The following is a 25,590-nucleotide window of genomic DNA, read 5'->3' on the forward strand; positions in this document are numbered from 1 at the left end:
CGCCGTCGTGCCTGATTCTGTGCTTAACCTCTCACTGCGGTGCCTGTGGATAACTTCTGCGGAATTCTGCCGATTCCGCTATTCCTTGGGTATGGAGAAATACGATGACGACGGCGCGGCCCCGGAGGTTCCCGGCTACGAGGTTGTGCGTGAACTCGGGCGCGGCGGAAGCGCCAGCGTATGGCTTGTCCGGGAGGAGCAGACTCTCCGTGAGTTTGCGGTGAAGTGTTTTGACGCGGCCGACGGCCGTTTGCTGTCCGGGCCCGACGGCGGTGTTCCCGCCAGGGAGGCCCGGGCGACGGAAGACGCCGTGCGCCGGGAACTCAGGATTCTTTCCGCGCTGGACCACGGTCACCTCGTTCGAGCCCACGATGTGGTCAGGCTCCGGGGTGCAGCAGCCGGAGGCCTGGGGCTGGTCATGGATTACGCGGCCGGCGGCTCCCTGGCCCAGCTGGTCACCTGCCGCAGCCCGTTGAGCGTTGGCGAAACAGTGACTGTCCTGACGCCGCTTGCCCAAGCTCTGGGGTACCTCCACGGCCAGGGTTTCATGCACTCGGATGTGTCGCCGGGCAACGTGCTGTTCACCGCCCACGGCAAGCCCCTGCTGGCGGACCTTGGTGTTACTCGCATGGTGGGCGACGCCGCGGATGCTTCCCCGGCCGGCACGGCAGGCTTCCTGGACCCGGCGCCGGTGGACGCCTTAAGGGCAGGGCTGCAGCCCGAGCGGGATGTCTATTCGGCCGCAGCCGTCGGCTGGTACTGCCTGACCGGCAAGGCACCGGAGTCCGGCCCGGAGCGCCCGCCCCTGTCGCTCCTGGTTCCCGGCGTGCCGACGGCTCTCGCTTCCGCGCTGGAAGCCGGCCTGCGGGAGGACCGTCGGGAGCGGCCGACGGCCTTGGAGTTTGCGGCTGCCGTCTATCGCAGCGCGGACGCCGCCGCGGTGGATTTGTCCGGCGCGGTCCACCCCACAGTGCTTCCCCAGCTGCTGACCCGCCGCAACGTCCCGCCGTCCCGCAACGCGCGCGGCGCGGCGAAGCTCCGTGCCCTGCGACGCCGCCTGGGGAGCCCCGGTGGCCCCTTCAGCCGCCGCAGGCTCGTCGCGGGCCGGCATGCCGGGGCTAAACGCCGCAGGATGGGCGCCGCGGCTGCAGCGCTTGCCGGCTTGGTGATCGCTTCCGCGTGGTTCCTGGCCGGACCGCAGCAGGCCCTACAGCAGGCAGCCGATCCAGAGTCCAGGCAGACAGCGGCGGCGCCATCGCCGGACGTCCGGCCGGGGGCGGCAGGAAGCCCCGTTCAGGCGGAGGCCCGTCAGCTGGCGCTTTCGCAACGGCCCGAGGAGGCCGTGCGTGGGCTGGCGGGACTACGGTCGGCTGCGTTGAGCTCCGGGGAACTCGGGCTGCTGGACGAGGTCAACCAGGAGAATTCCCCGGCTGCCGCAGCCGACGCCAAAGTCAGCGGGAAGCTCAGGGATACCGGCCATGTCCTGGCCGGCTTCAGCACCACCCTGACTCGGGCCGAGGCGTCGCCCGGCGGCTCGGATTCACGCGCCGTGGTGGCAATCACCGCAGTCAACTCGGAATATCGGGAAACCGATGCCGGCGGAAACGTCGTTGCAGTGGAACCTGCCGGTCCGGAGCAGCGGCTTCGCCTGGTCCTGGTCAGTTCCGGCGGGCGGTGGCGGATCCAGGAGATCCTGCCCGAGGTTTAGCTTCGAACGCTTAGTCCCGGGCGGTTGCCCAGGCCGCTGCCTCGGACAGCGAGGGATGCTTCCACTCGAACCCGGCCTCGGCCAGCAGGGCCGGCTCCATGCGCTGGCTCCCGAGCAGGAGCTCATCGGCCAGCTTGCCCATGACCAGGCGCAGCACCGGCCCCGGCACCCGGAGGAGGGCCGGCCGGTGGAGTGCGGCGGCAAGCCGTGCCACCAAGGCATTGACGTCTGCGGTCTCGGGGGCGCAGAGGTTGACCGGACCTGACAACGGGGAGGTGAGCAGGAAGCTGAAGGCCGAGGACACGTCCGGCAGCGTGATCCACGGCCAGCACTGCCTGCCGTTCCCGAGGGGACCTCCAATGCCGAGCCGGAGCAACGGCAGCAGCCGTCCCAGTGCGCCTCCCGACCGGCTGAGGACCACCCCCGTCCTGGGCGTGACCACACGAACGCCCGCCGGAGCCGTGTGCGCCGCTGCTTCCCACTCCCGGCAGATCCGCGCCATGACTCCGGAGCCGTTCGGGGCGTGCTCGCGAAGAACTGCCGCCCCGCGGTCCCCGTAGTAGTTCGAGCCTGACTGGCTGATGAAGACCTTGGGCGGCTGTTCCGTTTTCGCCATTGCGGCCGCCAGCGTGTGCGTGGGGTCCAGCCGTGACCGGAACAGCTCGTCGATCCGTCCCCGGGTCCACGGCCGGTCCCCGATCCCGGCTCCTGCCAGGTTGATCACGGCGTCCGCGCCCTCCAGGTGGGCGGGATCAAGCTGCCCGGCTGCCGGATCCCACTGCAGTTCGCCTGCAGCCGCCGGCGCCCGGCGCACCAGACGGATGACCTCATGGCCACCCGAGCGCAGGTGGGCGGACATGTCGGTTCCGATAAGGCCGGAGGCGCCGGCCATGATGATTCGCATGATCCATCTCACCATGCCCGGCACGGCGGCGGAACCTCCCGTCCGGCCCACTGGACTTTGACTATGATCTAACGATGACCTCTTCGAGCTACTTTCGTTTCCCGCATCTGCACGACGATCTGGTCACCTTCGTGGCCGAAGACGACGTCTGGATTGCGCCGCTGGACGGAGGCCGCGCCTGGCGGGTTTCCTCCCTTCAGCTGCCGGCCCGCAACCCGCGCTTCACACCCGACGGCAAGCGCCTGGTGTGGACGGTTGTGCAGGGAACAGCGCCCGAGGTTGTCACCGCGGATGTCGACGGCGGAGGGTACCGCCAGCTGACGTACTTCGGGCATGCTTCCACCCGGGTCAAGGGCTTCACCGCGGCCGGCGACGTACTGGTCACGAGCGCGTTCCGGCAGGCGGAAAGCCGTCACACGCATGCCTACAGTGTTCCGCTGGAGGGTGGCTGGTCGGAGGAACTCGCTTTCGGGCCGGTCGAGTCAGTGGCCTTCGGCCCGGAGATCGGCGACGAACGCCCCGTGGTCGTAGCCAGTGTCCTCTCACGCGAGCCGGCCTGGTGGAAGCGGTACCGCGGTGGTACCGCTGGCAAGCTCTGGATCGACGCCGACGGCAACGGGGAGTTCGAACGCCTTGTTCCGGAACTGGACGGCAACCTCGCGGATCCTATGTGGGTTGACAGGCGGGTAGCTTTCCTTTCGGACCACGAAGGCTATGGGAACCTGTATTCAGTGCTGCCGAACGGCACCGGGCTGCGCCGCCACACGGACCACGAAGACTTCTATGTGCGCCACGCGGCCACGGACGGCAAGCGTGTGGTGTTCGAATCCGCCGGCGAGCTCTGGCTGGTCCCTGACCTGGATTCCGACGCAGTAAAACTCAACATATCGCTGGGATCAGCCTCGCAGGGGCGGAGGCCGGCACTCCTTAAGACCGCAAGGCACCTTGGCGGCGTGATTCCGGACCACACCGGTTCCTCAAGCGCCGTCGAAGCGCATGGCACCATCCACTGGCTCCGGCACAAGGACGGGCCGTCGCGGGTCGTTGAAGCCGCGCCCGGTGTCCGTGCCCGGCTGCCGCGGCCGCTGAGCGAAGGCCGCATTGCCTATGTGGCCGACCACGACGGCGCGGAAGCCCTGTACATCAAAGAGATTGCTCCGCAGGTGGCCGGTGCGCAGGCAGCGGCTGCGGCCCGGCCCCAGCGGCCCGCCGGGCAGGACACCGGAACGTCCCTGCCGAAGCCCGTCCCGGCCGCCGGGATGAACACCCCCGGCATGGCATCACCCGCCGTTGATGGTTCCAGCGGCAGCGATGTGGCCGGCGGGGCGCCTGAAGAAGCAGTCATCCCCGCTGGTGGCGCCGGTGCCGGGCGTTTGCAGAAGATCGAATTCCCCAAGTCCACCCGGGCGAGTGCCATGGAGGCCAGCCCGGACGGCCGCTCCGTTGCCGTGGGAACGTCCTTTGGCGATGTCTATCTGGCCGACACGCGAAGCGGGACCATCAAGCTCATCACCAGCATCGGCGAGGGCACCATCGACGGCCTGTGCTGGTCCCCTGACTCCGCGTGGCTCGGATGGTCCGAACCGGTCACGTCGTTTGGTTCCCGCAGCAGGCTCCGCATTGTCAAAGTGGACGATCCGGAGTTCCGGATCGTGGACGTCACGGACGGACGCTTCCGGGACGCCTCGCCGTCGTTTACTCCTGACGGCAAATTCCTCGCGTTCCTCTCGAACCGGAGTTTCGACCCCGTGTACGACGGACACTCCTTTGATTTGTCCTTCCCCAGCCCCATCAAGCCCTACCTTGTTGCGCTGGCCGCGGACACGCCGTCGCCGTTTGGCCCCTCGGTGGACCTCTCGGACGGACCGGACCGCACCTCCGCGGAAAGCACCGACGACGACGGCGCCGGTTCCGCTGTGCCTGCCGTCCGGGTAGACGCAGAGGGCCTGGCGCACCGTGTCATCGGAGTGCCTGTTCCGCAGGGCAACTACTCGGCGCTCGAGGCTACGCCGGGCGCTTTGCTCTGGCTGGACAACGCCCTTGCCGGCGTCACCGGCGACGGCCGGGCCAGCACCGACGACAAGGACGCCGCCCCCAGCCTCGTGCGCTTTGACATGGCCAGGCGGAGAACGACCACCCTTGTGGACGCCCTGGACAGCTACCGGGTGTCCGGCGACGGCAGGAAAGTGGTCCTCCTGCACGACAAGCAGATCCGGGTGGCGCCCGCCGATTCCAAGGGTGACGAGGAGTCGGGGCAACTGGTGAAGGTGGACATCAGCCGCATCCGCGTGCTGCTGAATCCGCTGAGCGTTTGGGGCCAGGCATTCGACGAGGCCTGGCGGCTCCAGCGTGACTTCTTCTGGACAGAAGACATGGCAGGACAGGACTGGGAATCGGTGCACCGCCGCTACCGTCCCCTCGTGGACCGGCTCGGCTCGCACGATGACCTGGTGGACTTGCTGTGGGAGCTCCACGGGGAATTGGGCACGTCGCACGCCTACGTTCGTCCGGCGGCTGTCACCGAAAACGGCAGCAACGGGCAGGGCCGCCTGGGCGCGGATCTGGCCTTCACCGGAACGGGCTGGGAAATTACCCGCATCCTGGCGGGGGAGTCATCGGACCCGCTCGCCACTTCACCGCTGACCAGGCCGGGTGCAGACGCCAAGGCCGGGGACGTCCTGCTCGCGATCGACGGCGTGGAACTGTCCGAAACGCTGACGCCCGCCATGCAGCTCGTGGGCGCCGCCGGAAAAGCCGTGGAGCTGACCTTGCGCAACGGTGCGGCCCACGGTGAGGCGGCAGGAAAGCAGCGCCGCATCGCTGTGGTGCCGGTCAAGGACGAGGAGCGCCTGCGGTACCAGGAATGGGTGGCCGGCAATCGGCGGACAGTGCGTGAAGCGTCCGGCGGAACGTACGGCTACCTCCACATCCCGGACATGCTCGCGAACGGCTGGGCGCAGCTCCACCGCGACCTCGACACTGAGACCGCACTGGACGGGCTGATCGTGGACGTCCGGCGCAACCGGGGCGGGCACACGTCCCAGCTCGTTGCAGAACTCATCGGCCGCAAGGTGACCGGGTGGAGCATGCCGCGCGGTGAAAGGCCCCGGACGTACCCCCATCACGCGCCCCGCGGACCGGTGGTCATCCTGGCGGACGAATTTGCCGGCTCGGACGGTGACATCATCACCCAGGTGTCCAAGCTGCGCGGGATCGGGCCGGTCATCGGCACCCGGACCTGGGGCGGTGTGGTGGGCATCGACAACCGCTTCTCCCTCGCGGACGGAACCGGAGTGACGCAGCCGCGGTACGCTACCTGGTTCAGCGGCGGCGTGGGCTGGGGCGTCGAGAACTACGGCGTGACACCGGACATTGAGGTGACGTTCCCGCCGCACGCCTATGCTGCGGGCCGGGACCCCCAGCTTGAGTACGGCATCGGCGCCCTTAAGGAAATGATCCAGGAACTTCCCACGGACCGGCCCCCGCTCCGTGAAGGCTACCGGCGGCTCCTTCCGGCGCCCCTTCCTGCCCGCACCGCCAAGGACTGATCCGGCCGGCTGCCCGGACAAACGAAGGCCCCGCTCCTTCCTGGCAACAACCAGGAAGGAGCGGGGCCTTCGCCGTGCGGTGGTGCGGCATCCTTGGGAGCGGCCGCGTGCCTGCAGCCTAGGAAGCTGCGAGCGTGGCGTCCATGGTGATGTCGATGCTGGCCAGGGCACCCGAGACCGGGCAGCCAACCTTGGCTTCCCCGGCGATCTTCTGGAACTCTTCTTCCGAGATGCCCGGGACGGTGGCGTTCACCGTCAGGTGGCTCCCGGTGATCCCGGTCCCCGGCACGAAGGTAACATCTGCCTTGGTGTTGATTTCTTCAACGGTGAAGCCGGCCTGGCTCAACGCCAGGCTGAACGCCATGGAGAAGCAGGCCGAGTGCGCTGCGGCGATCAGCTCTTCGGGACTGGTCTTGCCTTCCGACTGTTCCGCTCGGGCCTTCCACGTAACGGCGTAGGTGCCCAGCCCGGAGCTGTCCAGCGTGGTGTTGCCGGACCCCTCGAACAGGTCGCCGTTCCATACGGTGTGCGCGGTGCGTGTTGCTGCCATATCCACTCCTCAGCTTAGATTCGATCCGGTCCGGGCTTCCGCCCAAACCTTCCGGATCAATCCTATGGATTCAGGACCTGCGGCGCACGGGGTGTCCGCTGTCAGAGGATTATGACCGTCTACACTGGCGCCATGGGAACTCAACGCCGAAGGGATCACACTGCCGTCATGACACCGCAGGCGAGGATCGCGGCCATCATGGTCAATGCCGGGAACGCGGAAGAGCTTGCGGCATTTTGGGCTGCTCTGCTGGGAACCACGGTCTCCGCCCGCTTTGACCAGTTCGTCTGGCTCAAGCCGGCTGCTCCCGGAGCGCCGCAGCTGGCCTTCCAGGAGGTCCCTGACGCCACACCCGGCCGGCGGCGCCTGCACCTTGACCTCCATGGACCCGACCCGGAAGGGCTGCGGGCCCACGCCGAATCGCTCGGAGCAGTGTTTGTGGAAGGACACGACATCGGCGACTTCCACTGGGACGTGATGCATGACCCTGAAGGAAACGAATTCTGCATCGCCACCGACTGACTGGCAGACGGAATCCGCCACTGGCCCGCCGCTGACCGGCCACAACGACGACGGCGGCCCTCCCTGCCGGGGAGGGCCGCCGTCGTCGTTGGCGTAGCAGCGGTACTGCCGGAGTTGCGCTACTGCCAGAGAGTGGCGATAGCAACGTTCAGCAGCGCGAGGCCGCCCACGCTGTGGGCCAGTCCCTTGCTGATCGGCTCGTCCTTTTTGTATTTGCGGCGGCCCATGAACGCGAGGACCGCGACGGCCAGCGCGATGGCGAACTTGATGCCGAGCTTGAAGTAGTTCGCCTCCATGTCCAGTGCGGGGATGAGCCCCATCATCACGATGCCCGTGATGATCTGCAGGGCTGCGCCGTCGAATTGGCGCGGATGCACCGTGGGCTTTTTCATGTTGCCGATCCAGATGCCGACAATCATGGCTGCGCCGATGATATGGAGGAAGACCATGATGTGGTAGACGATAATCATGAGCCCAGTCTAGCCAGAGGGTTCTACGCATCGTAGTAAGCCCCGCGGACCGAAACGGCGACGATTTGGTAAACAAAAACGACGGCGGTGCAGGCCGTCCGGTGGTTGCCCACCGGTGCCTGTACCGCCGTCGTCGTGTGCTGTTGCCTACAGCCCCAGGTCCGCCTCGAAGGCGCCGGCCTCAAGGCGGGCCTTGAGGGTCTGCAGGAAGCGCCCTGCGTCGGCGCCGTCCACCAGGCGGTGGTCGTACGTCAGGGAGAGGTACATCATGGAGCGGATGGCGATCGAGTCATCGCCGTTTTCGTCGGTGACCACCACGGGGCGCTTGACGATCGCACCCGTGCCGAGGATGCCCACCTGCGGCTGGTTGATGATCGGGGTGTCGAACAGTGCGCCGACAGACCCGATGTTGGTGATGCTGAACGTTCCGCCGGACAGCTCATCCGGGCCGATCTTGCCGTCGCGGGTGCGGCTCGCGACGTCCGCGATCTTGCCGGCCAGGCCGGCAAGATTCAGGCTGCCGGCGTCGGAGATGACGGGAACCAGGAGGCCCTTGTCCGTGTCCACGGCGATCGCCAGGTGCTCGGCGTTGTGGTAGGTGATTTCCTGCTTGTCTTCGTCGTAGGCAGCGTTCACCTTCGGGTGCTGCTTCAGCGCTTCGGCCACGGCCTTGGCGATGAACGGCAGGAAGGTCAGCTTCACGCCGTTCTGGGCCTGGAAGGAGTTCTTGGCCTTGAGGCGCAGCTTGGCGATCTTGGTCATGTCTACTTCGTGGACCTGCGTCAGCTGCGTGGAGACGTCCAGCGACTCGCGCATGCGGCGGGCGATGACCTGGCGGATGCGCGGTGCCTTCTGTACGGTGCCGCGCAGTGAGGACTCCGCACCTGAAGCCGGTGCAGCTGCTGCGGACGGTGCCGGGGCTGCGGCGGCCGGGGCAGCCTTGGCCTCGGCGGCAGCGATCACATCCTGCTTGCGGATGCGTCCACCGACTCCGGTGCCGGTCAGCGAGGCGATGTCCACGCCCTGCTGGTTGGCGAGCTTGCGGACCAGGGGAGTGACGTAGCCGGACTCGGCCGGTGCAGCAGATTCCGCAGCGGGTGCTGCCGGTGCCGGGGCTTCCTGCTTGGGCGCTGCCGGTGCTTCTTCCTTGGCAGGCGCGGCGGCCGGGGCCGCGGGTGCTGCTGCGGGAGCCTCGGCGGCGGGTGCTTCCTGCTTGGGAGCCGGGGCTGCCGGAGCGGCGGCCGGTGCGGCTGCGCCGGAGCCGATGACGGCAAGGACGGAGCCGACCTCGGCGGTCTCGTCCTCGTTGACCCGGATCTCCTGCAGGGTGCCGGCAACCGGCGACGGGATTTCGGTGTCCACCTTGTCGGTGGATACCTCCAGGAGCGGCTCGTCAACCTCGACGGAGTCGCCAACGGCCTTGAGCCAGCGGGTCACGGTGCCTTCGGTGACGGATTCGCCGAGCGCCGGAAGGGTTACTTCGTGGCTTTCGCCGGAAGCGGCGGGGGCTGCTTCGTCGGCGGGGGCCTCAGCGGGGGCAGGCGCCTCGGTCGAGGGTGCTTCTTCGGCGGGTGCTTCTTCGGCTGCGGGGGCCTGTTCGGCCGGGGCGGCCTCGGCGGGGGCAGCTGCTTCGGATGCGCCGGCGGAACCCGAGCCGTCACCAATGCGGACGAGCGGAGCGCCGACTTCGGCGGTCTCATCTTCGGCGACGAGGATTTCCTCAATCACGCCAGCAATCGGAGAGGGGATTTCGGTGTCTACTTTGTCGGTGGAAACCTCGAGCAGCGGCTCGTCCACCTCTACCCGGTCACCTACCTGCTTGAGCCAGCGGGTGACGGTTCCTTCGGTGACACTCTCACCGAGGGCGGGCAAGTTAACGGATTCAGACATGTCGTCCCCGTTCTCCTTATTGATCTTTAGTGCGGATGATTGCTGCCGTGTTCGAGCTTAGTGCACCCTGCGGATCATGCCGGGTGCACTAAGCCCTGTGGTAAAGCGGAAGTACTAGCCGTGGAGGGCTTTGCCCGCGAGGGCAAGGTGGGCCTCGCCCAGGGCCTCGTTCTGGGTCGGGTGGGCGTGCAGCAGCTGTGCCACGTCCTCCGGGTAGGCTTCCCAGTTCACGATCAGCTGTGCTTCACCGATCTGCTCGCCCATGCGGGAACCGATCATGTGGACGCCCACCACGGGGCCGTCCTTATGGCGGACCAGCTTGACGATGCCGCCGGTGCCCAGGATGGAGCTCTTGCCGTTGCCGGCGAGGTTGTATTCCTGGGTTTCCACCTGGTCGTCGCCGAACTTTTCCTTGGCCGCCTTCTCGGTGTAGCCGACGGTGGCGATTTCAGGCTCGGAGTAGGTGACCTTGGGGATGTTGACATCCTCGACGATGACCGGCTTGAGGCCTGCGATTTCCTCGGCCACGAAAATGCCCTGCTGGTAGCCGCGGTGGGCCAGCTGGACGCCCGGGACGATGTCGCCCACGGCGTAGACGTTGCCGACGCCGGTGTGCAGGCGTTCGTTGGTGATGACGAAGCCGCGGTCGATGGTGATGCCGGCTTCTTCGTAGCCCAGGTTGGCGGTGACCGGTCCGCGGCCTACCGCTACCAGGAGCAGGTCGGCTTCGAAGGTCTTGCCGTCAACGAGGGTGACCTTGACGCCGTCGTTGTTCTGCTCAACGCCCTGGAAGAACACGCCGGTGGAGAACTTGATGCCGCGCTTCTTGAACGCGCGCTCGAAGTTCTTGACGATCGCAGCGTCCTCGTTCGGAACCAGCGACGGCAGGCCTTCAACGATGGTGACGTCCACGCCGAAGGACTTCCAGACCGAAGCGAACTCGACGCCGATCACGCCGCCGCCCAGGATGATCGCGCTCTTGGGGATGTAATCCATGGTGAGGGCTTCGTCGGAGGTGATGACCTTGCCGCCGATTTCCAGGCCCGGCAGGGTGCGGGAGTAGGAACCCGTGGCGAGCACGATGTTCTTGCCCTTGTATGCAGTGCCGTTCACGACGACAGTGTCGGTGCCCTGCAGTTTGCCTTCGCCTTCGATGACGGTGATGCCCTTGGACTTGATCAGGCCCTGCAGGCCCTTGAACTTGCCGGCGATGATGCCGTCTTTGTAAGCGTTGACTGCGCTCATGTCGATGCTGTCCAGCGTCACGTTGACGCCGTACTTTGCGGAATCGCGTGCGTGGTCGGCGAGCTCGGCCGAGTGCAGGAGGGCCTTCGTGGGGATGCAGCCGTTGTGCAGGCAGGTGCCCCCGAGTTTCCCCTTCTCCACGAGGCCTACAGTGAGGCCCAGCTGAACGGCGCGGAGGGCCGTGGCGTATCCGCCGCTGCCACCGCCGAGTACCAGGATGTCGAATTCTTGCGCAGTTGCCTGATCGGCCACTTAGACGCTCCCTCGCGTGAACGATGACACGAGAGTACGCATCATCTGGTCTTGGAACTTGCTCTGCCGTGATTATGCCAGCAGGCCGGTTCTCTTGCATTTGTGACTACCGCAGTTCACCTTAGCGAACCACTTATCCATGCTCCACCTTGTCACGGCGTTTGTGGAGCGCTTGTGTCGAGTGTCACGCGGCTTTGTGGCGGACGGATCAGACCCGCCATAAAGCCCCGGACGGCCTCACCGGCCCTGCGGAGGGCCGGTGAGGCGGAGCCGGTTACGAGGAGGCTGCCAGGACGTCCTCGACGTAGGCCACCAGGGTGCGCACGGTGCAGCCGGTGCCCTGCTTGGGGGTGTATCCGTACGGGCTGCCGTTGTTAAAGGACGGACCGGCGATGTCGATGTGGGCCCACGGGATCTGTTCGCCGTCCTTGCCCTTTCCGACGAATTCACGCAGGAACACGGCAGCGGTCATCATGCCGCCGTGGCGCTCACCGATGTTGGCCAGGTCTGCCACCTCGGAATCGATGCTGGCGCGGAGCTCTTCCGGCAGCGGCATCGGCCACACCAGCTCGCCGGCACGGTCGGCCGCGGCTTTGAGCGGTCCGGTGACACTGTCCGAGCCCATGACGCCGGCCGTCCTGTTGCCGAGGGCGATCAGCTGCGCGCCGGTGAGGGTGGCGACGTCGATGATGGCGTCCGGGTATTCCTGGCTGGCGGCCACGATGCCGTCGGCCATGACCAGCCGGCCTTCGGCATCCGTATTAAGGACCTCGACGGTTTTCCCGCCGAACATGGTGAGGACGTCCGCCGGGCGCTGCGCGGCGCCGGAGGGCATGTTTTCAGCAATGCACAGCCATGCGGTCACCTTAACGGGAAGGCCCAGGCCTGCGATTGCCAGCACGGTGTTAAGTACGACGGCGGCGCCCGCCATATCGCTCTTCATGTCACCCATGCCGAGGGCGGGCTTGATGGAAATTCCGCCGGTGTCGAAGGTGATGCCCTTGCCCACAAGGGCGATCTTGGCCGTTGCCTTGGACGGGGCGTATTCCACCTTGACCAGCCTGGGCTGCCGGGTGGATCCCTTTCCAACGCCCATGATCCCGCCGAAACCCTCCTTTTCGAGGCGCTTTTCGTCCCACACAGTGACCTTAACCGGCAGGCCCTTGGAGAGTTCCTTGGCGGCGTCGGCAAAGGACTCGGGGAACAGGTGGCTGGGGGGCTGGTTCACCAGCGAACGGGTCGCGTTGACCGCTTTCCCGATAAGGGCGGAACGGTCCAGCAGGGGCTGCAGGTCCTTGTCAGCGGCGAAGTCCGTGAAGATGACGACGTTCTTGACCGGGTCCTTGCGGCCGTTGGCAGCTGAGCGGTATTCCGTGAACGAGTACGAACCCATGGCCGCACCCTCGGCGACGGCAGCGACGTCGGCGAGGGATGCCGTCGGGAGCGCCAGCGTCACAGTGGTGAGTCCGGCCAGTTGGCGTACAGCGGACCCGGCGGCGCGGCGCAGCGCCTCTTCAGTCAGCTTTCCTCCGGCACCGGGTTTGCCGATCCCAGCCAGGACCAGAACGGCGGCGCCGGCTTCCGGAAGCCCGGGCAGCCTGTGAACCTGGTCGGCCGCGCCGGTGAGGCCAAGAACCTTCAGGGACTCCGCGATGGCCTCGGCGGACTTGGCCGTCAGCGGGTTGTCCAGCAGTACAGGACCGTCAGGACCCTGCGCCACTCCAATGACCAGCGCGTCCGTGGGCGACTTCTTAACGTCACGCGCAATGACGCTAAGTTTGATTTCAGTATTCTTGACCACGAGGATCAGTCCTCAATTCTCTGTGATTTTCGGCAGGATGCGCATGTTGGGCGCCCCGCCATGGAACAGGCCGTCGTCGGCTTGAGACGCAACCCGGTGTCTGCCAGGCCGTCCGTAGGGCCAGTTCCGATCGTAGTCTCTCCGTCCCGGTGGCGCTGAATTTGATGAGACCTGCGGCACATTGCCGCTGTGCACCCCGGATCCGGAATGCTTCGGGCGGCCGGTGCGTTGTAGAAGATATCCGGCGGATCTGCGCGGACCACCCCACCCAAAGCGCTGCCGACCCCCGCCTCCGCCGCCACCTCGAAAGGAACACGCCGTGCTTGAACGGATTTCCGGCTCCCTGCTGGACCCCGACGCTCTCTTTGTGAGCAATGCCGAGCTGTTCGACGACCCGGCTCTCCGCGGGCTCAACCTGGTGATGGGCTTCACGGGATTCGCGGACGCCGGCCACGTGGTCAGGCAGATCACTACTGAGCTGCTGGACACCCTCGACTCTGAGATGGTGGCTGTGTTCGACGCCGACCAGCTCATCGACTACCGCTCGCGCCGCCCGCACGTCACCTTCGTGGAAGATCACCTCCAGGACTACCAGGCTCCCAGCCTGGCCCTTTACCGGCTGGTGGACGGACTGGGCAAACCCTTCCTGTTCCTGGCCGGCTTCGAGCCCGATCTCCAGTGGGAGCGGTTCGCCCGGGCCGTTGTCCGGATCGTGGAGCATCTCGACGTGAACCTGGTGACCTGGATCCACTCCATCCCGATGCCCGTTCCCCATACCCGGCCGGTGGGAGTCACCGTCCACGGCAACCGTCCCGAACTCATCGAGGGCATCTCGGTCTGGAAGCCCACGGTGGAAGTTCCCGCCGCGGTGGGCCACATCCTGGAACTGCGCCTCACCGAGGCTGGCCGCAATATTGCCGGCTACGTCATCCATGTCCCGCATTACCTTGCGGACGCTGAGTACCCCAACGCGGCCGTGGCCGGGCTTGAGTACCTTGGCGCAGCCACCTCGTTGATGCTTCCCACTGACCGCCTGCGGGAGGCCGGCCGCGAAGTCGGGCGTCAGATCGCCGAGCAGCTTGAGGCCTCCGAAGAAGTGCAGCAGGTGGTTTCGCGTCTGGAGACGCGTTATGACGAGAAGGCTGAGGGCACAGTCCGTCGCTCCCTGCTGGCTGATGAAAACGACGAGCTGCCGAACGCCGACGCTCTCGGCGCTGCCGTGGAGGCGTATCTCGCCCGGGAAGAGCCCCGTCAATAAATAGGACTTATCCCGGCAGCGGGCATAATGGAGACGTGACTGCACCGCGCGCCTGGCTCATCTGGACCGTCGGAATTTTCGCGTATCTGGTTGCAGTCAGCCAACGCACGTCCTTTGGCGTGGTGGGCCTCGAAGCGACCGAGCGGTTCCATGCCACCGCAGCGGAGATCTCCTTCTTCACCGTGCTGCAGCTCCTGGTCTACGCCGGACTGCAGATCCCTGTCGGCGTCCTCGTTGACCGGCTCGGGTCACGGACAATGATCGCCGGGGGAGCCGTCCTCATGGGACTCGGCCAGCTTCAGCTTGCCTTCGCGGACAATATCCCGGGCGGCGTGCTGGGGCGGGTACTGGTGGGTGCCGGGGATGCCATGACGTTCATCTCGGTGATCCGGTTGATCCCGCTGTGGTTCGCCCCGGCCAGGGTGCCGCTGATCACGCAGCTGACAGGAATGTCGGGCCAGCTCGGCCAGCTCTTCAGCGTGGTCCCGTTCGCGATGATCCTCCATTCGGCCGGCTGGACCCCCGCATTCCTGACGCTCGCGGCCATGTCCGCGCTCGCAGTCGTACTGGTGCTCGCGGTGCTGAAGGACCAGCCGCCCGGGCACCCCCGGCCGGAAGCAGGCCAGGGCCTCAAGGCCACCGGCATTTCACTCTCCCGCGCCTGGCGCCAGCCCGGCACCCGGCTGGGGCTCTGGAGCCACTTCACCATCCAGTTCAGCGGCACGGTGTTCGCCATGACCTGGGGCTACCCCTTCCTGATCTCCGCCCAGGGACTCAGCGCCGGGACGGTGTCGGGCCTGATGGCCATCTACGTTGCCGCTGCCATCGCAGCGGGCCCGCTGATCGGCAGGTTCGTCTCCCGGCACCCGCTGCGCCGCTCCACCATGGTGCTCCTCATTGCGGCCACTACGGCGGCGGCCTGGGCCGCCGTGCTGCTCATGCCCGGCCGCTCTCCGCTGTGGATGCTCGCCGGGCTGGTGGTGGTGCTGGCCATCGGAGGGCCGGGATCCATGATCGGCTTCGACTTTGCCCGAACCTTTAATCCTGCCCACCGGATCGGAACCGCCACCGGAATCGTCAACGTCGGCGGATTCATTGCGGCGCTCGTGGCCATCTACCTCGTGGGCGTCGTGCTTGACGTGCTCAATGCCACCGGGTTCTCGCAGGGCGAGCTCTACGGCCTCGACCCGTTCCGGATCGCCCTGAGTGTCCAGTTCGTGCTGATAGGAATCGGTTCCGCGGCGATTATCTACACCCGGCGCAAGGTGCGGCGGCAGATGGCGGCCCAGGGCGTCGTTGTGCCGCCGCTGCTCAAAGCCCTCGCGCAGCAGCGCCGCCGCAACCTGGATCGCCGCCGTACGGAGTAGGTGTCGGACGGAATGATGCCGAACCGTTCCTCATAGGTTTTTCCACATGGGTTGAGATCTATCTTCCGGCGTCCAGCAGTCTCTTTCAGTCTGGATGCATGACACCTCCAGAACGACTGACCATCACCGGCCCAGAGGACATCCTGGGCTTCATTCCGCATTCCCTTGGCTACTGGCCGGCCAACAGCCTGGTGGCCATGACCATGCAGGGGAAGCGGCTGGGCGCCACCCTCCGCGTCGATCTCCCGGACCTTGACTCGGATCCGGGGCTGCTTCGGTTTGCCCGCACTGTCAGGGACTACCTTGAAGCGGACCACGACGCCGACGGCGCCCTCCTGGTGCTCTTCAGCGAGGAGGGATGGGCGGGCGGGTCGGGTAGTTGGCCCGGGGATGTTCCCGCCGGGGCGCCGTTGGAGGGGACACTGGCGAGGCTGCTGACAGCCCTGGAGGTCGAGCTGGAATTATCCGGGCTCCCGGTCCGCGACGCCTGGTTCGTCGGCGAGGCCTTCTGGCGGAACGCGTACTGCTTCGATCCGGCCTGCTGTCCGTTGCCCGGCCGCTCCATCGATGAGATCCGGGACAGCCGGCTCAACGCCGAGATGGTGTTCCGCGGGAGCAGCGTGGGCGAGGACCCCTCCGCCGCAGGCGGTGCCTTGCCCGCTGCGGCGGAGGCTGATGCGTGCGTGCTGGAATCGGAACAAAAGTGGGCCACCGAATTTGTTCGGCTCCGGGGCAGTTGTGCCCAGTTCGCCAAAATACTGGACGTCTGGGGGTGCGTGCTGGCCGATGGAGGGAAGGGGCACCTTCCGGCCGAGTTGGCCGGGTATCTCCGGGCCTCCCTGCGCATACCCCATTGGCGGGACGCCGTGATGGTGATGAGCGCGGCGGGACGGCTGGCCGCGGAGCAGGGCGCCGAGGACTTCGGGATCTTCGCGCCGGACGCCGGCTTGCAGGTGGTGTCACCGCCCCCTGGCGCTTTGCCGGCAGATGGACCGGCGGAAGATGCGTCGGACGATGGGACATTCCCGGTTCCCGGCTACGGGGATGTGCTGCTGGGGCTGGCACCGCCATCGCCCCGCTGGGACCGGATGAGGGCGCTGGAGCGCGTGCTGGAGCAACTCGGCACGGCTGGCGGGGGAGAAGGCGGCGCTGCGTCGCTCACGGGGCGGGGCTGGATTGAGTGGTGCCGCGGCAGGGGATCGTTCGCCCATGCGCTGCTGGACCAGGCCGTGACGGCGCACCCCGGATACCGGCTCGCGGAACTGCTCTCCGAACTGGTCAGCCGCGGGACCCTGTGCGGATGGGCCCGGCGCCGTGACGCAGCATGGCAGAAGTTTGAAACGGACGCGGCGTAGGGCGGGCGGGCCGCATTCGGATGATGCCGGGTAGGGAGAGGCCGGGTTCGCCGAAACATTCGGGCCCGTGCGGCGGCCCTGAGGGGCCGATTCGGAAAATCGTGAGACAATGGATGCCGAGACCCGGTTGGGTCCGTGAATCAAGTGCATGTAGTGATGCCCGGAAACGGGAACATTACGGCCGCTCCGGCAGTTCTACTTAATGGCTCTGCTGGCCGCGATCGCACCTGATGTGAATCACGGACTTGACAGGGTCATAGTGGTGTTGCCCGTATGGTGATTCCACAGACCGCCGCTAGAAAGGTTTTCTGTGACCCCGTCTTCCGCCAAGAAGGAACCCGCCGACCAGGCCGAATTGTCCCCTGAGGAGAAGAAGGCGGCGACGAGCGCCAAGCGTGCCGCCACGCGCGCAGCCAACAAGGCTGCGGCTGCCGAGGGCGGCGCCCCGGCAAAGCCCGAGCCCAAGAAGCGCGGACCCAAGCCCGGCGCCAAGGCTGCCGCCGAGGCTGCCGGAAAGTCCGACGACGACGCAGAGGACGTTGAGCTGGACGAAGATCTCGACGACGTCAGTCCGGATCCGTCGGAGCTGAGCGAGGAAGAGGCCGCCAGCAAGACCGGTGCCGCAGCCACCGGCACAGGCTTTGTGTACTCCGACGCCGACGACGACGACGCCCCGGTCCAGCAGGTCATGTCGGCCGGCGCCACGGCCGACCCCGTCAAGGACTACCTGAAGCAGATCGGCAAGGTGGCCCTGCTGAACGCCGAGCAGGAAGTGGACCTTGCCCTCCGCATCGAGGCGGGCCTGTTCGCCGAAGAGAAGATCGCGGCGGACGACGGCTCCATGGATCCGAAACTCAAGCGCGAGCTCGAGTTCGTCATCCACGACGGCAAGCGCGCCAAGAACCACCTGCTGGAGGCCAACCTCCGCCTCGTTGTTTCGCTCGCCAAGCGCTACACCGGCCGCGGCATGCTGTTCCTGGACCTCATCCAGGAAGGCAACCTGGGCCTCATCCGTGCGGTCGAGAAGTTCGACTACACCAAGGGCTTCAAGTTCTCCACGTACGCCACCTGGTGGATCCGCCAGGCCATCACGCGTGCCATGGCCGACCAGGCCCGCACCATCCGGATCCCGGTGCACATGGTGGAAGTCATCAACAAGCTGGCGCGCGTCCAGCGTCAGATGCTGCAGGATCTTGGGCGCGAACCTACGCCCGAGGAGCTGGCCCTCGAACTGGACATGACACCTGAGAAGGTTGTCGAAGTCCAGAAATACGGCCGCGAGCCCATCTCGCTGCACACCCCCCTGGGTGAGGACGGCGACTCGGAGTTCGGTGACCTCATCGAGGACTCGGAAGCCGTCGTTCCCGCCGACGCAGTCAGCTTCACGTTGCTGCAGGAGCAGTTGCACTCGGTGCTGGACACCCTGTCCGAGCGCGAAGCCGGCGTTGTGGCGATGCGGTTCGGCCTCACCGACGGACAGCCGAAGACTTTAGACGAAATCGGCAAGGTCTACGGAGTCACGCGCGAGCGTATCCGCCAGATCGAATCGAAGACGATGTCCAAGCTGCGGCACCCGTCCCGGTCCCAGGTCTTGCGCGACTACCTGGACTAAGAAGCAGAAGCACACATAAGTAAGGCCCTGCCGGACGGCGGGGCCTTACTTATGTGTGGAGTTGAGCGGTGTCCAGGGACAAACGAACAGGGCCCCTCCGAAGCGGAGGAGCCCTGTTGCTGTCAGAGAGTCGCCTAGTCCACCGATACCGGCGGCTTCTCGTGAAGCCGGCCCGTCTCGTCGTGCCAGTCGGAGCTCAGCGGCTTAAGCGTCGCTTCGACTGCCCGCGCGTGGTGGCCGCAGAAGAGCAGCTCCCCGCCGGAGGTCTCGAGAACAACCCGGACGTACGCCTGTGCTCCGCAACGATCGCACCGGTCCAGTGCGTTGAGCGTGCGGTCCGCAACTGCTGTTGTCATTTCGGCCTCCTTAGTAGATCTGTACATCTATATAACCAGCATTCGTAGCAAAACCATGACAAGGATGGATCACTTTCGCTGTGCGCGTATCACCATTCCGTAACGGGTACTGCCGGACGACGCCGATGTTGGAGTGGCTGGCAAGCGTCCCGGCGCGGGCCGACTAACCTAGGAAGAGCGTCAAAAGCCTTAGCTATTCCGTCACTGAAGGAGTTCACAACCCGTGGCACCAAGTTCTGATTACACTGCCCGGCACCTGTCTGTACTGGAAGGCCTCGAGGCCGTCCGCAAGCGCCCGGGCATGTACATCGGTTCCACCGACTCCCGCGGCCTGATGCACTGCCTGTGGGAAATCATCGACAACTCCGTCGACGAGGCCCTGGCCGGGTTCGGCCATGACATCCAGATCATCCTGCACGCCGACAACTCCGTGGAGATTCACGATGACGGCCGCGGCATCCCCATTGACGTTGAGCCCAAGACCGGACTGACCGGCGTCGAAGTTGTCTTTACCAAACTGCACGCGGGCGGCAAGTTCGGCGGCGGATCCTATACGGCGTCCGGCGGCCTGCACGGCGTCGGTGCCTCGGTGGTCAACGCGCTGTCTTCCCGCCTTGACGTGGAGGTGGACCGCGGCGGTAAGACGTACAAGATGTCCTTCCGCCGGGGCGAACCGGGGCGGTTCAAGGACCCGGGGACCAAACCCGATCCGGCGGCGACGTTCGAACCGTTCGTCAATGACTCGGTCCTTGACGTGGTGGGCAAGGCCAAACGCGGTGTCACTGGCACCCGGATCCGGTACTGGGCGGACCGCCAGATCTTCACCCCGGACGCCAAGTTCTCCTACGATGAACTGGCCGCCCGGGCCCGGCAGACATCTTTCCTGATACCGGGCCTTAAGCTGACCGTCCGCGACCAGCGGAGGCTTCCGGGCACTCCCGGCGAACTGGCCGGCCACGAGGAAGTCTTCCACCACGACGGCGGAATCTCCGAGTTCGTCGATTTTCTCGCCGCTGATCCGGCGGTCACGGACACCTGGCGGCTGCACGGTTCGGGCAAGTTCAAGGAAACCGTTCCGGTCCTGGACGAGCGGGGCCACAGCCAGCTCGCCGAAGTGGAACGCGACTGTGAAGTGGACGTGGCACTCCGGTGGGGAATCGGTTACGACAGCACCGTGCGCAGCTTTGTGAACATCATCTCCACCCCCAAGGGCGGGACGCACCAGTCCGGCTTCGAGCAGGCCCTGGTGAAGACTTTCCGCAAGGCTGTGGAAACGAATGCCCGCAAGCTCAAAGCCGGCAACGACAAGATCGAAAAGGACGACATCTTCGCGGGCCTGACCGCGGTGCTGACGGTACGCCTGGCCGAGCCGCAGTTCGAGGGCCAGACCAAGGAAATCCTCGGCACGTCAGCGGTCCGGGCCATCGTGGCACGGGTGGTGGAGAAGGAGATCAATGCCAAACTGAGCTCCGCCAACCGCAATGACAAGGCGCAGTCCGCGCTGCTCCTGGAAAAAATCGTCAGCGAGATGAAGTCCCGGATTTCCGCGCGCGTCCACAAGGAGACACAGCGCCGGAAGAACGCGCTGGAGACATCGTCGATGCCCACGAAACTGGCGGACTGCCGCACGGATGACGTGGCCCGCTCGGAACTGTTCATCGTGGAGGGAGACTCCGCGCTGGGAACTGCCAAACTGGCCCGCTCCTCGGACTTCCAGGCGCTCCTGCCCATCCGCGGCAAGATCCTCAACGTGCAGAAGGCCTCGGTGGGGGACATGCTGTCCAACGCCGAGTGCGCTGCGCTCATCCAGGTGGTGGGCGCAGGGTCCGGGCGAAGCTTCGACATCACGGCGGCACGCTACGGCAAAGTGATCCTGATGACGGATGCCGACGTGGACGGCGCCCACATCCGCACGCTGCTCCTTACGCTCTTCTTCCGCTACATGCGGCCAATGATCGATGAGGGCAGGGTGTTCGCCGCAGTGCCGCCGCTGCACCGCGTGGAGGTCATCAACGCCGGGCAGAAAGCCAACGAGATGATCTATACCTACTCCGAAGCTGAACTCCACGTGCTGCTGGCGCGGCTGGCCAAGGAGGGCAAGCGGTACAAGGAACCCATTCAGCGCTACAAGGGCCTCGGTGAAATGGACGCAGAACAGTTGGCGGAGACCACCATGGATCCGCGCCACCGGACCCTGCGCAAAGTGGGGATCGAAAACGCCAAGCAGGCAGAAGAGACCTTCGACCTGCTGATGGGCTCCGACGTCGCGCCGCGCAAGGACTTCATCATTGCCGGTGCTGCGAGCCTGGATCGGGAGCGGATCGACGCCTGAGTCCTGCGGCCGGGGAGCACCCGGCCGCCAAGGGCGGTTGCGGAAGGGGCGGTTAGCCGAGCAGCCCCGGGACAATCAGCAAAGCCGTGGGGACCGCCAGAAGTAGCAGGCAGCCCGCCAGGACCAAAGCCCGCAGCGGCGCCGGCAGCGGCTCCTGGGGGGACAGCAGCCTGCGGACCCGGGACACGGTGGTGCCGGCCGAACTCGCGCTGCCCGGCGAACCCTGGAGACCGGCGTCGACCATTCCGGCTGCGCTGATGCCGCCCGCGCCGGCGTCGCCGGACGGCAGGTCGGCGCCGTTGAACGCCACGCGGCCGCCGGGCACGCCGGCAGGACCGCTGGCAACAATGGCAATGGCCTTGATGAGGGTGGCCTTGCTCTCGGTCTTCAAGGCGACGTCGTCAGCAAGCATTTCGATCAGGGTGCTCACTGATTCCTGGGCAAGGCGGGTGGTGGGCAGCCAGGGGAGGGCCTGTCGCCAGGCCGCGAACGCCCACAACAGGAGGTGGTGGCGCTGGCTCAGATGGGCGTTCTCGTGGATGAGCACGGCGCGAAGTTCTGCCGGCTCCAACGCAGCCATCAAGCCGTCGCTCAGCACCGTGACAGACCGTGCGCCCCCCGGGAGGCAGTAGGCAACGGGGGAATCGTGGTTGATCACCACGGTTCCCGGGCCGTCGGTGGACGGCGACGCCAGGAGGGCAAGGAGTTCACGGTGGCGCCTGCGCTGCCGTTCGATCCGGTAGTAGGTCAGCAGCAGCGTAAAAACGAGGTGCGCGGTGAGGAGCGCCGCCGCCGACAGCGCGAAGAGATGCCAGAAGCCCAGCGCCGTGGTGGGGGCATTAAAAAGGACCATTCCGGCCAACCCGCGCAGGCCGGCCAGGAGGTTGTCACCGATCGGCTCGAGGCCGTAGACCAGCATGGCGCCGATCATGGACAGGCCGCCGGCCAGGGCGATTGCCTGCCAGAGCAGCATGGCCGTGAACGGTGACCGGGCCGGCCATTGCGCGCGCGAAAGAAGGATAGGCACCGGCCACGCCAGGACTATCGCCAGGACCGCCAGTAAGTATGAGGTCCAGAACATGCGCTGTTAGTTGTGGCCAAGCAGTTTGCGCAGTGTTTCGGCTTCACTTTCGGTGACGGAGCCAATAAAACGGGCGAGCACGGCTTCGCGGTCCGGCGCCGAGCCGAGGACCTCGTGCATGAGTTCGGCGGTGTGGTCCGCCCTGCTGGAGACAGCTTGGTAGCGGTGCGGGCGGGTGCCGCGTTCGCGTTCCACGAGCCCCTTCTTCTCCAGGCGTGAAAGCACGGTCAGGACGGTGGTTACGGCGAGGTCCTTGCCCTCGTGGCCGGCCGTGCCGCCCTGGGCCTGGGTGCTCTGCGCCAGCAGGTCCCGCAGGGTGTTGGCGGTGGCCGCTTCCTGGCCTGCCCAGAGCAAATCCATCACTGCCCGTTCCAGTTCACCAAGACTTGCCATTCCGTACATCCTTCTTAACGTTCCGATCCGCGAAGCCGGGGCGGCCTTCGCGGAACGTAGTTGAATACTTAGGATCTAAATTTACATCTTTTTGCAGTTTCTTTCTACATGAGGTAGAACAATCGGCGCGTCGCGCCCTTGCCAGCGGGTCCGGCCGGTGGAACTGTTGGTTACACTGCTCGCCGAAAGTGTTCTACACTCTGTAGAAGTTGGTTTTCTACGAAGCGTAGAAGACCTGGACTGATGAAAGCCTAGCCAAAAGTAGGGACTGCCTTGGACGCTTTGGAAATCGCACGCTGGCAATTCGGCATCACCACCGTGTACCACTTCATGATGGTCCCGTTGACCATCGGGCTGGGCCTCGTGGTGGCAGTCATCCAGACAGTCTGGTACCGCACCGGCAAGCCCGAATACCTCCGCATGACCAAGTTCTGGGGGAAGCTGTTCCTCATCAACTTCATCATGGGCGTTGCCACCGGCATCGTGCAGGAGTTCCAGTTCGGGATGGCCTGGAGCGAATACAGCCGCTTCGTCGGGGACGTTTTCGGGGCGCCGCTGGCCCTCGAGGCGCTCCTGGCTTTCTTCGTGGAGTCCACCTTCCTGGGGCTGTGGATCTTCGGGTGGAAGCAACTCAAGAGGGGCGTCCACCTGGCCTGCCTCTGGATTGCCGTGGTGGGCTCGGTGTTCTCCGCGTACTTCATCATCGTGGCCAACAGCTGGATGCAGCATCCCGTCGGTGTGGAAATGATCAACGGGCGCCCGGTCATGACTGACGCCTGGGCCGTCTTCACCAACAACACCGCCCTCGTGGCAGTCCCGCATACCCTCTTCGGCGCCCTGGCCGTTGCCGGAGGCTTCCTGCTGGGCATCGCCTGGTACCACCTGTGGCGCCGCCGCCATGACGGCATCGACACCGTGGGCAAGGACGGCAAGGTCATCCCGGGCGAAGCGGACATTCCGGGCCGCGACAAGGCTGACTACAAGGTCTGGATCACCTCGCTCCGGATCGGCGCCGTCGTGGCCATGATTTCCTTCGCCGGAACAGCCCTCACCGGCGACCTGCAGGGCAAGCTCATGTTCGAACAGCAGCCCATGAAGATGGCCGCGGCCGAGGCTGCCTGCCACGACGGCACCGGCTTCTCCGTCCTCAGCGTCGGCAACGTCGGTTCAAAGAACTGCGACGAGATCGTGGCGGTGATCGAAGTTCCCGGGATCCTGTCCTTCCTGGCCAAGGGCGACTTCACCACCGAAGTGAAGGGCGTCAACAGCCTGCTGGACCAGTACAAGGCCGACTACGGAACGCACCTCCCGGACAACCCCATCTACGGTGACCGTGCCGGGCAGGAAATCGAGTACGTTCCGGTCATGGAAGTGACCTACTGGGGCTTCCGGATGATGATCGGCTTCGGCGGCCTCGCTGCCCTCGCTGCCCTCGTGGCGCTCTGGGCCACCCGCAAAGGCACCGTGCCGGCCTCCCGCGGACTGATGCGGCTCGCCGTCGTCGGCATCATGGCGCCGTTCGGTGCCAACGCGGCCGGCTGGATCTTCACCGAAATGGGACGCCAGCCCTTCGTGGTCGCGCCAAACCCGGACCCCAGCGGGATCGACCAGGTGTTTATGTTCACCGCTGCGGCCGTTTCACCGGGCGTTTCCGCAGGAGAACTGCTCACCTCCCTGGTGGTGCTGACGGCCGTGTACGCCGTGCTGCTGGTGGTGGAGGTGAAGCTGCTGGTGAAGTACATCCGCGGCGGCGTGGTTTCCGCAATGCCTGAACTCGCCCACGCCCCAGTCGGCGAAAACGAGGACGCCACACCGGGCCCCGGCGGCCCCGGCAAGCCCGGCGGCTCCGACGACGTCCTGGCATTCGCCTACTAAGCGCAGAGGAAATTCGACCATGGAACTGCTGCCCACCATCTGGTTCATCGCCATCGCGGTGTTGTGGACGGGATACCTCTTTCTCGAAGGGTTCGACCTCGGCGTCGGCATGCTGATGAAGCTCTTCGCCCGCAACAACACCGAGCGCCGCGTCCTGCTCAACACGATCGGCCCCGTCTGGGACGGTAATGAGGTCTGGCTCCTGACCGCCGGCGGCGCGACGTTCGCCGCCTTCCCGCTCTGGTACGCATCCCTGTTCTCTGCCCTCTACCTTCCGCTGCTGCTGGTCCTCGTTGCCCTCATCTTCCGTGCGGTGGCCTTCGAGTACCGCGGCAAGGTGGACACGGACCGCTGGCGCGCGGTGTGGGACTGGGCCATAGCGGCCGGATCCCTCGTGGCTGCGTTCGGCGTCGGCGCGGCGCTGGCGCTGACCACCACCGGGCTCCCGCTCAACGCCAATGGCGACCGCGAGGGCGGACCGTTCGCCTGGTTCAGCGGCTACGCCGTCCTGGGCGGGCTGGCCGTGGTGTGCTTCTCCCTGCTGCACGCGCTGGCCTTCCTCGCCCTGAAGACCGACGGCGATGTCAGGCACCGCGCCCGGAACTGGTTTGTCCGGCTGCTGCCGGTCCTCCTGCTCCCCATCGCCGGCTGGGCCATCAGCGTGCAGCTCCTCAGCGGCGAAGCCTGGACCATCGCGGCGGTTGCCGCGGCAGTGGTGGCCGCGGTGTTCGCCTGGCAGTTCGGCCGGAACGGACTCGAGGGGAAGGCGTTCCTGTCGCTCGGGGTGTTCCTGCTCCTGGGCAGCGCGTCGATCTTCGGTGCGGCCTTCCCGGTGGTGCTTCCCTCCACCCTCAACGCGGACTTCAACCTGACCATTTCCAATGCCTCATCCTCCGACTACACCCTGGGGCTCATGACCATCGTGGCCTGCGTGGGCCTGCCCCTGGTGCTGGCCTACCAGGCCTGGACCTACTGGGTGTTCCGCCGCCGGGTCAGTGCCGCCCACATCCCGGAAGCCCACAGTTTCCTGCCTGCCATCGCCGCCAGGGCGCTGGCCCCCAAAGACTAGGA

General features: G+C 66.1%; 19 protein-coding genes. 10 read left to right on the forward strand and 9 right to left on the reverse strand.

Annotated elements, in window-relative coordinates; genetic code table 11:
- The first annotated feature begins 91 nt into the window (after positions 1-91).
- The gene (locus ACSQ1X_RS08220; RefSeq protein ID WP_436057297.1) at positions 92-1,708 is read left to right on the forward strand and encodes a serine/threonine-protein kinase; all 1,617 of its coding nucleotides are present in this window, start codon (positions 92-94) and stop codon (positions 1,706-1,708) included.
- Positions 1,709-1,718: 10 nt separating this feature from the next.
- Here the strand turns inward: ACSQ1X_RS08220 and ACSQ1X_RS08225 are convergent, their stop codons facing one another.
- Positions 1,719-2,612 carry a TIGR01777 family oxidoreductase gene (locus ACSQ1X_RS08225; RefSeq protein WP_436057298.1) on the reverse strand — a complete coding sequence of 298 codons (894 nt, stop codon included), beginning with the start codon at positions 2,610-2,612 and terminating at the stop codon, positions 1,719-1,721.
- A gap of 74 nt (positions 2,613-2,686) precedes the next feature.
- On the opposite strand from ACSQ1X_RS08225, the gene ACSQ1X_RS08230 reads away from it, so the two are divergent.
- Positions 2,687-6,160 carry a S41 family peptidase gene (locus ACSQ1X_RS08230; RefSeq protein ID WP_436057299.1) on the forward strand — a complete coding sequence of 1,158 codons (3,474 nt, stop codon included), beginning with the start codon at positions 2,687-2,689 and terminating at the stop codon, positions 6,158-6,160.
- 118 nt (positions 6,161-6,278) lie between these two features.
- Here the strand turns inward: ACSQ1X_RS08230 and ACSQ1X_RS08235 are convergent, their stop codons facing one another.
- Positions 6,279-6,710 carry an OsmC family protein gene (locus tag ACSQ1X_RS08235; RefSeq protein WP_055802168.1) on the reverse strand — a complete coding sequence of 144 codons (432 nt, stop codon included), beginning with the start codon at positions 6,708-6,710 and terminating at the stop codon, positions 6,279-6,281.
- Between the two features lie 168 nt (positions 6,711-6,878).
- On the opposite strand from ACSQ1X_RS08235, the gene ACSQ1X_RS08240 reads away from it, so the two are divergent.
- Positions 6,879-7,232 carry a VOC family protein gene (locus ACSQ1X_RS08240; RefSeq protein ID WP_055802170.1) on the forward strand — a complete coding sequence of 118 codons (354 nt, stop codon included), beginning with the start codon at positions 6,879-6,881 and terminating at the stop codon, positions 7,230-7,232.
- A 119-nt stretch (positions 7,233-7,351) separates the two neighbouring features.
- Here ACSQ1X_RS08240 and ACSQ1X_RS08245 read toward each other — a convergent pair whose 3' ends face one another.
- The 4 genes from ACSQ1X_RS08245 to ACSQ1X_RS08260 form a co-directional block, all read right to left on the reverse strand.
- A complete protein-coding gene (locus ACSQ1X_RS08245) occupies positions 7,352-7,702 on the reverse strand; it encodes a hypothetical protein (RefSeq protein WP_436057300.1) in 351 nt (116 codons plus the stop codon).
- A gap of 147 nt (positions 7,703-7,849) precedes the next feature.
- The gene (gene sucB, locus ACSQ1X_RS08250) at positions 7,850-9,592 is read right to left on the reverse strand and encodes a 2-oxoglutarate dehydrogenase, E2 component, dihydrolipoamide succinyltransferase (RefSeq protein WP_436057301.1); all 1,743 of its coding nucleotides are present in this window, start codon (positions 9,590-9,592) and stop codon (positions 7,850-7,852) included.
- Positions 9,593-9,706: 114 nt separating this feature from the next.
- On the reverse strand, positions 9,707-11,089 hold the full coding sequence (gene lpdA, locus ACSQ1X_RS08255; protein WP_436057302.1) for a dihydrolipoyl dehydrogenase: 1,383 nt from the start codon (positions 11,087-11,089) through the stop codon (positions 9,707-9,709).
- 274 nt (positions 11,090-11,363) lie between these two features.
- The gene (locus ACSQ1X_RS08260) at positions 11,364-12,890 is read right to left on the reverse strand and encodes a leucyl aminopeptidase (RefSeq protein ID WP_436057303.1); all 1,527 of its coding nucleotides are present in this window, start codon (positions 12,888-12,890) and stop codon (positions 11,364-11,366) included.
- 319 nt (positions 12,891-13,209) lie between these two features.
- On the opposite strand from ACSQ1X_RS08260, the gene ACSQ1X_RS08265 reads away from it, so the two are divergent.
- The 4 genes from ACSQ1X_RS08265 (at position 13,210) to ACSQ1X_RS08280 (ending at position 18,482) form a co-directional block, all read left to right on the forward strand.
- Complete coding sequence (locus ACSQ1X_RS08265; protein WP_436057304.1) at positions 13,210-14,148, forward strand: proteasome assembly chaperone family protein; 939 nt, start codon at positions 13,210-13,212, stop codon at positions 14,146-14,148.
- A 35-nt stretch (positions 14,149-14,183) separates the two neighbouring features.
- Entirely contained in the window at positions 14,184-15,515 is a 1,332-nt protein-coding gene (locus ACSQ1X_RS08270; protein WP_436057305.1) for an MFS transporter, read from the forward strand.
- Between the two features lie 98 nt (positions 15,516-15,613).
- Positions 15,614-16,870, forward strand: coding sequence for a DUF4192 family protein (locus ACSQ1X_RS08275; protein WP_436057306.1), 1,257 nt, complete (start codon positions 15,614-15,616; stop codon positions 16,868-16,870).
- A 310-nt stretch (positions 16,871-17,180) separates the two neighbouring features.
- On the forward strand, positions 17,181-18,482 hold the full coding sequence (locus ACSQ1X_RS08280) for an RNA polymerase sigma factor (RefSeq protein ID WP_028270845.1): 1,302 nt from the start codon (positions 17,181-17,183) through the stop codon (positions 18,480-18,482).
- 134 nt (positions 18,483-18,616) lie between these two features.
- Here ACSQ1X_RS08280 and ACSQ1X_RS08285 read toward each other — a convergent pair whose 3' ends face one another.
- On the reverse strand, positions 18,617-18,838 hold the full coding sequence (locus ACSQ1X_RS08285) for a DUF7455 domain-containing protein (protein WP_305940551.1): 222 nt from the start codon (positions 18,836-18,838) through the stop codon (positions 18,617-18,619).
- Positions 18,839-19,061: 223 nt separating this feature from the next.
- Here ACSQ1X_RS08285 and ACSQ1X_RS08290 point away from each other — a divergent pair, with 223 nt between their 5' ends.
- Positions 19,062-21,170, forward strand: coding sequence for a DNA gyrase/topoisomerase IV subunit B (locus ACSQ1X_RS08290; protein WP_055802189.1), 2,109 nt, complete (start codon positions 19,062-19,064; stop codon positions 21,168-21,170).
- A 52-nt stretch (positions 21,171-21,222) separates the two neighbouring features.
- Here ACSQ1X_RS08290 and ACSQ1X_RS08295 read toward each other — a convergent pair whose 3' ends face one another.
- Both ACSQ1X_RS08295 and ACSQ1X_RS08300 read right to left on the reverse strand, forming a co-directional pair.
- Complete coding sequence (locus tag ACSQ1X_RS08295; protein ID WP_436057307.1) at positions 21,223-22,251, reverse strand: M56 family metallopeptidase; 1,029 nt, start codon at positions 22,249-22,251, stop codon at positions 21,223-21,225.
- A 6-nt stretch (positions 22,252-22,257) separates the two neighbouring features.
- Positions 22,258-22,644 (reverse strand): BlaI/MecI/CopY family transcriptional regulator, encoded by a 387-nt coding sequence (locus ACSQ1X_RS08300; RefSeq protein WP_028270841.1) that lies wholly within the window; start codon positions 22,642-22,644, stop codon positions 22,258-22,260.
- A gap of 273 nt (positions 22,645-22,917) precedes the next feature.
- Between ACSQ1X_RS08300 and ACSQ1X_RS08305 the strand changes: the two genes are divergently transcribed.
- The gene (locus ACSQ1X_RS08305; protein WP_436057308.1) at positions 22,918-24,519 is read left to right on the forward strand and encodes a cytochrome ubiquinol oxidase subunit I; all 1,602 of its coding nucleotides are present in this window, start codon (positions 22,918-22,920) and stop codon (positions 24,517-24,519) included.
- A 19-nt stretch (positions 24,520-24,538) separates the two neighbouring features.
- A complete protein-coding gene (gene cydB, locus ACSQ1X_RS08310) occupies positions 24,539-25,588 on the forward strand; it encodes a cytochrome d ubiquinol oxidase subunit II (RefSeq protein WP_436057309.1) in 1,050 nt (349 codons plus the stop codon).
- The last annotated feature ends 2 nt before the right edge of the window (positions 25,589-25,590 follow it).

Origin of the sequence: Arthrobacter sp. LjRoot78 (assembly GCF_964254335.1) — a bacterium.
Lineage (GTDB): Bacteria > Actinomycetota > Actinomycetes > Actinomycetales > Micrococcaceae > Arthrobacter.

Bases quoted from the DNA above. Each gene is read 5' to 3' on its own strand.
- ACSQ1X_RS08220 (WP_436057297.1), top strand. From the start codon at position 92: ATGGAGAAATACGATGACGACGGCGCGGCCCCGGAGGTTCCCGGCTAC.
- ACSQ1X_RS08225 (WP_436057298.1), bottom strand. From the start codon at position 2,612: ATGCGAATCATCATGGCCGGCGCCTCCGGCCTTATCGGAACCGACATG.
- ACSQ1X_RS08230 (WP_436057299.1), top strand. From the start codon at position 2,687: ATGACCTCTTCGAGCTACTTTCGTTTCCCGCATCTGCACGACGATCTG.
- ACSQ1X_RS08235 (WP_055802168.1), bottom strand. From the start codon at position 6,710: ATGGCAGCAACACGCACCGCGCACACCGTATGGAACGGCGACCTGTTC.
- ACSQ1X_RS08240 (WP_055802170.1), top strand. From the start codon at position 6,879: ATGACACCGCAGGCGAGGATCGCGGCCATCATGGTCAATGCCGGGAAC.
- ACSQ1X_RS08245 (WP_436057300.1), bottom strand. From the start codon at position 7,702: ATGATTATCGTCTACCACATCATGGTCTTCCTCCATATCATCGGCGCA.
- sucB (WP_436057301.1), bottom strand. From the start codon at position 9,592: ATGTCTGAATCCGTTAACTTGCCCGCCCTCGGTGAGAGTGTCACCGAA.
- ACSQ1X_RS08275 (WP_436057306.1), top strand. From the start codon at position 15,614: ATGACACCTCCAGAACGACTGACCATCACCGGCCCAGAGGACATCCTG.
- ACSQ1X_RS08285 (WP_305940551.1), bottom strand. From the start codon at position 18,838: ATGACAACAGCAGTTGCGGACCGCACGCTCAACGCACTGGACCGGTGC.
- ACSQ1X_RS08295 (WP_436057307.1), bottom strand. From the start codon at position 22,251: ATGTTCTGGACCTCATACTTACTGGCGGTCCTGGCGATAGTCCTGGCG.
- ACSQ1X_RS08300 (WP_028270841.1), bottom strand. From the start codon at position 22,644: ATGGCAAGTCTTGGTGAACTGGAACGGGCAGTGATGGATTTGCTCTGG.
- cydB (WP_436057309.1), top strand. From the start codon at position 24,539: ATGGAACTGCTGCCCACCATCTGGTTCATCGCCATCGCGGTGTTGTGG.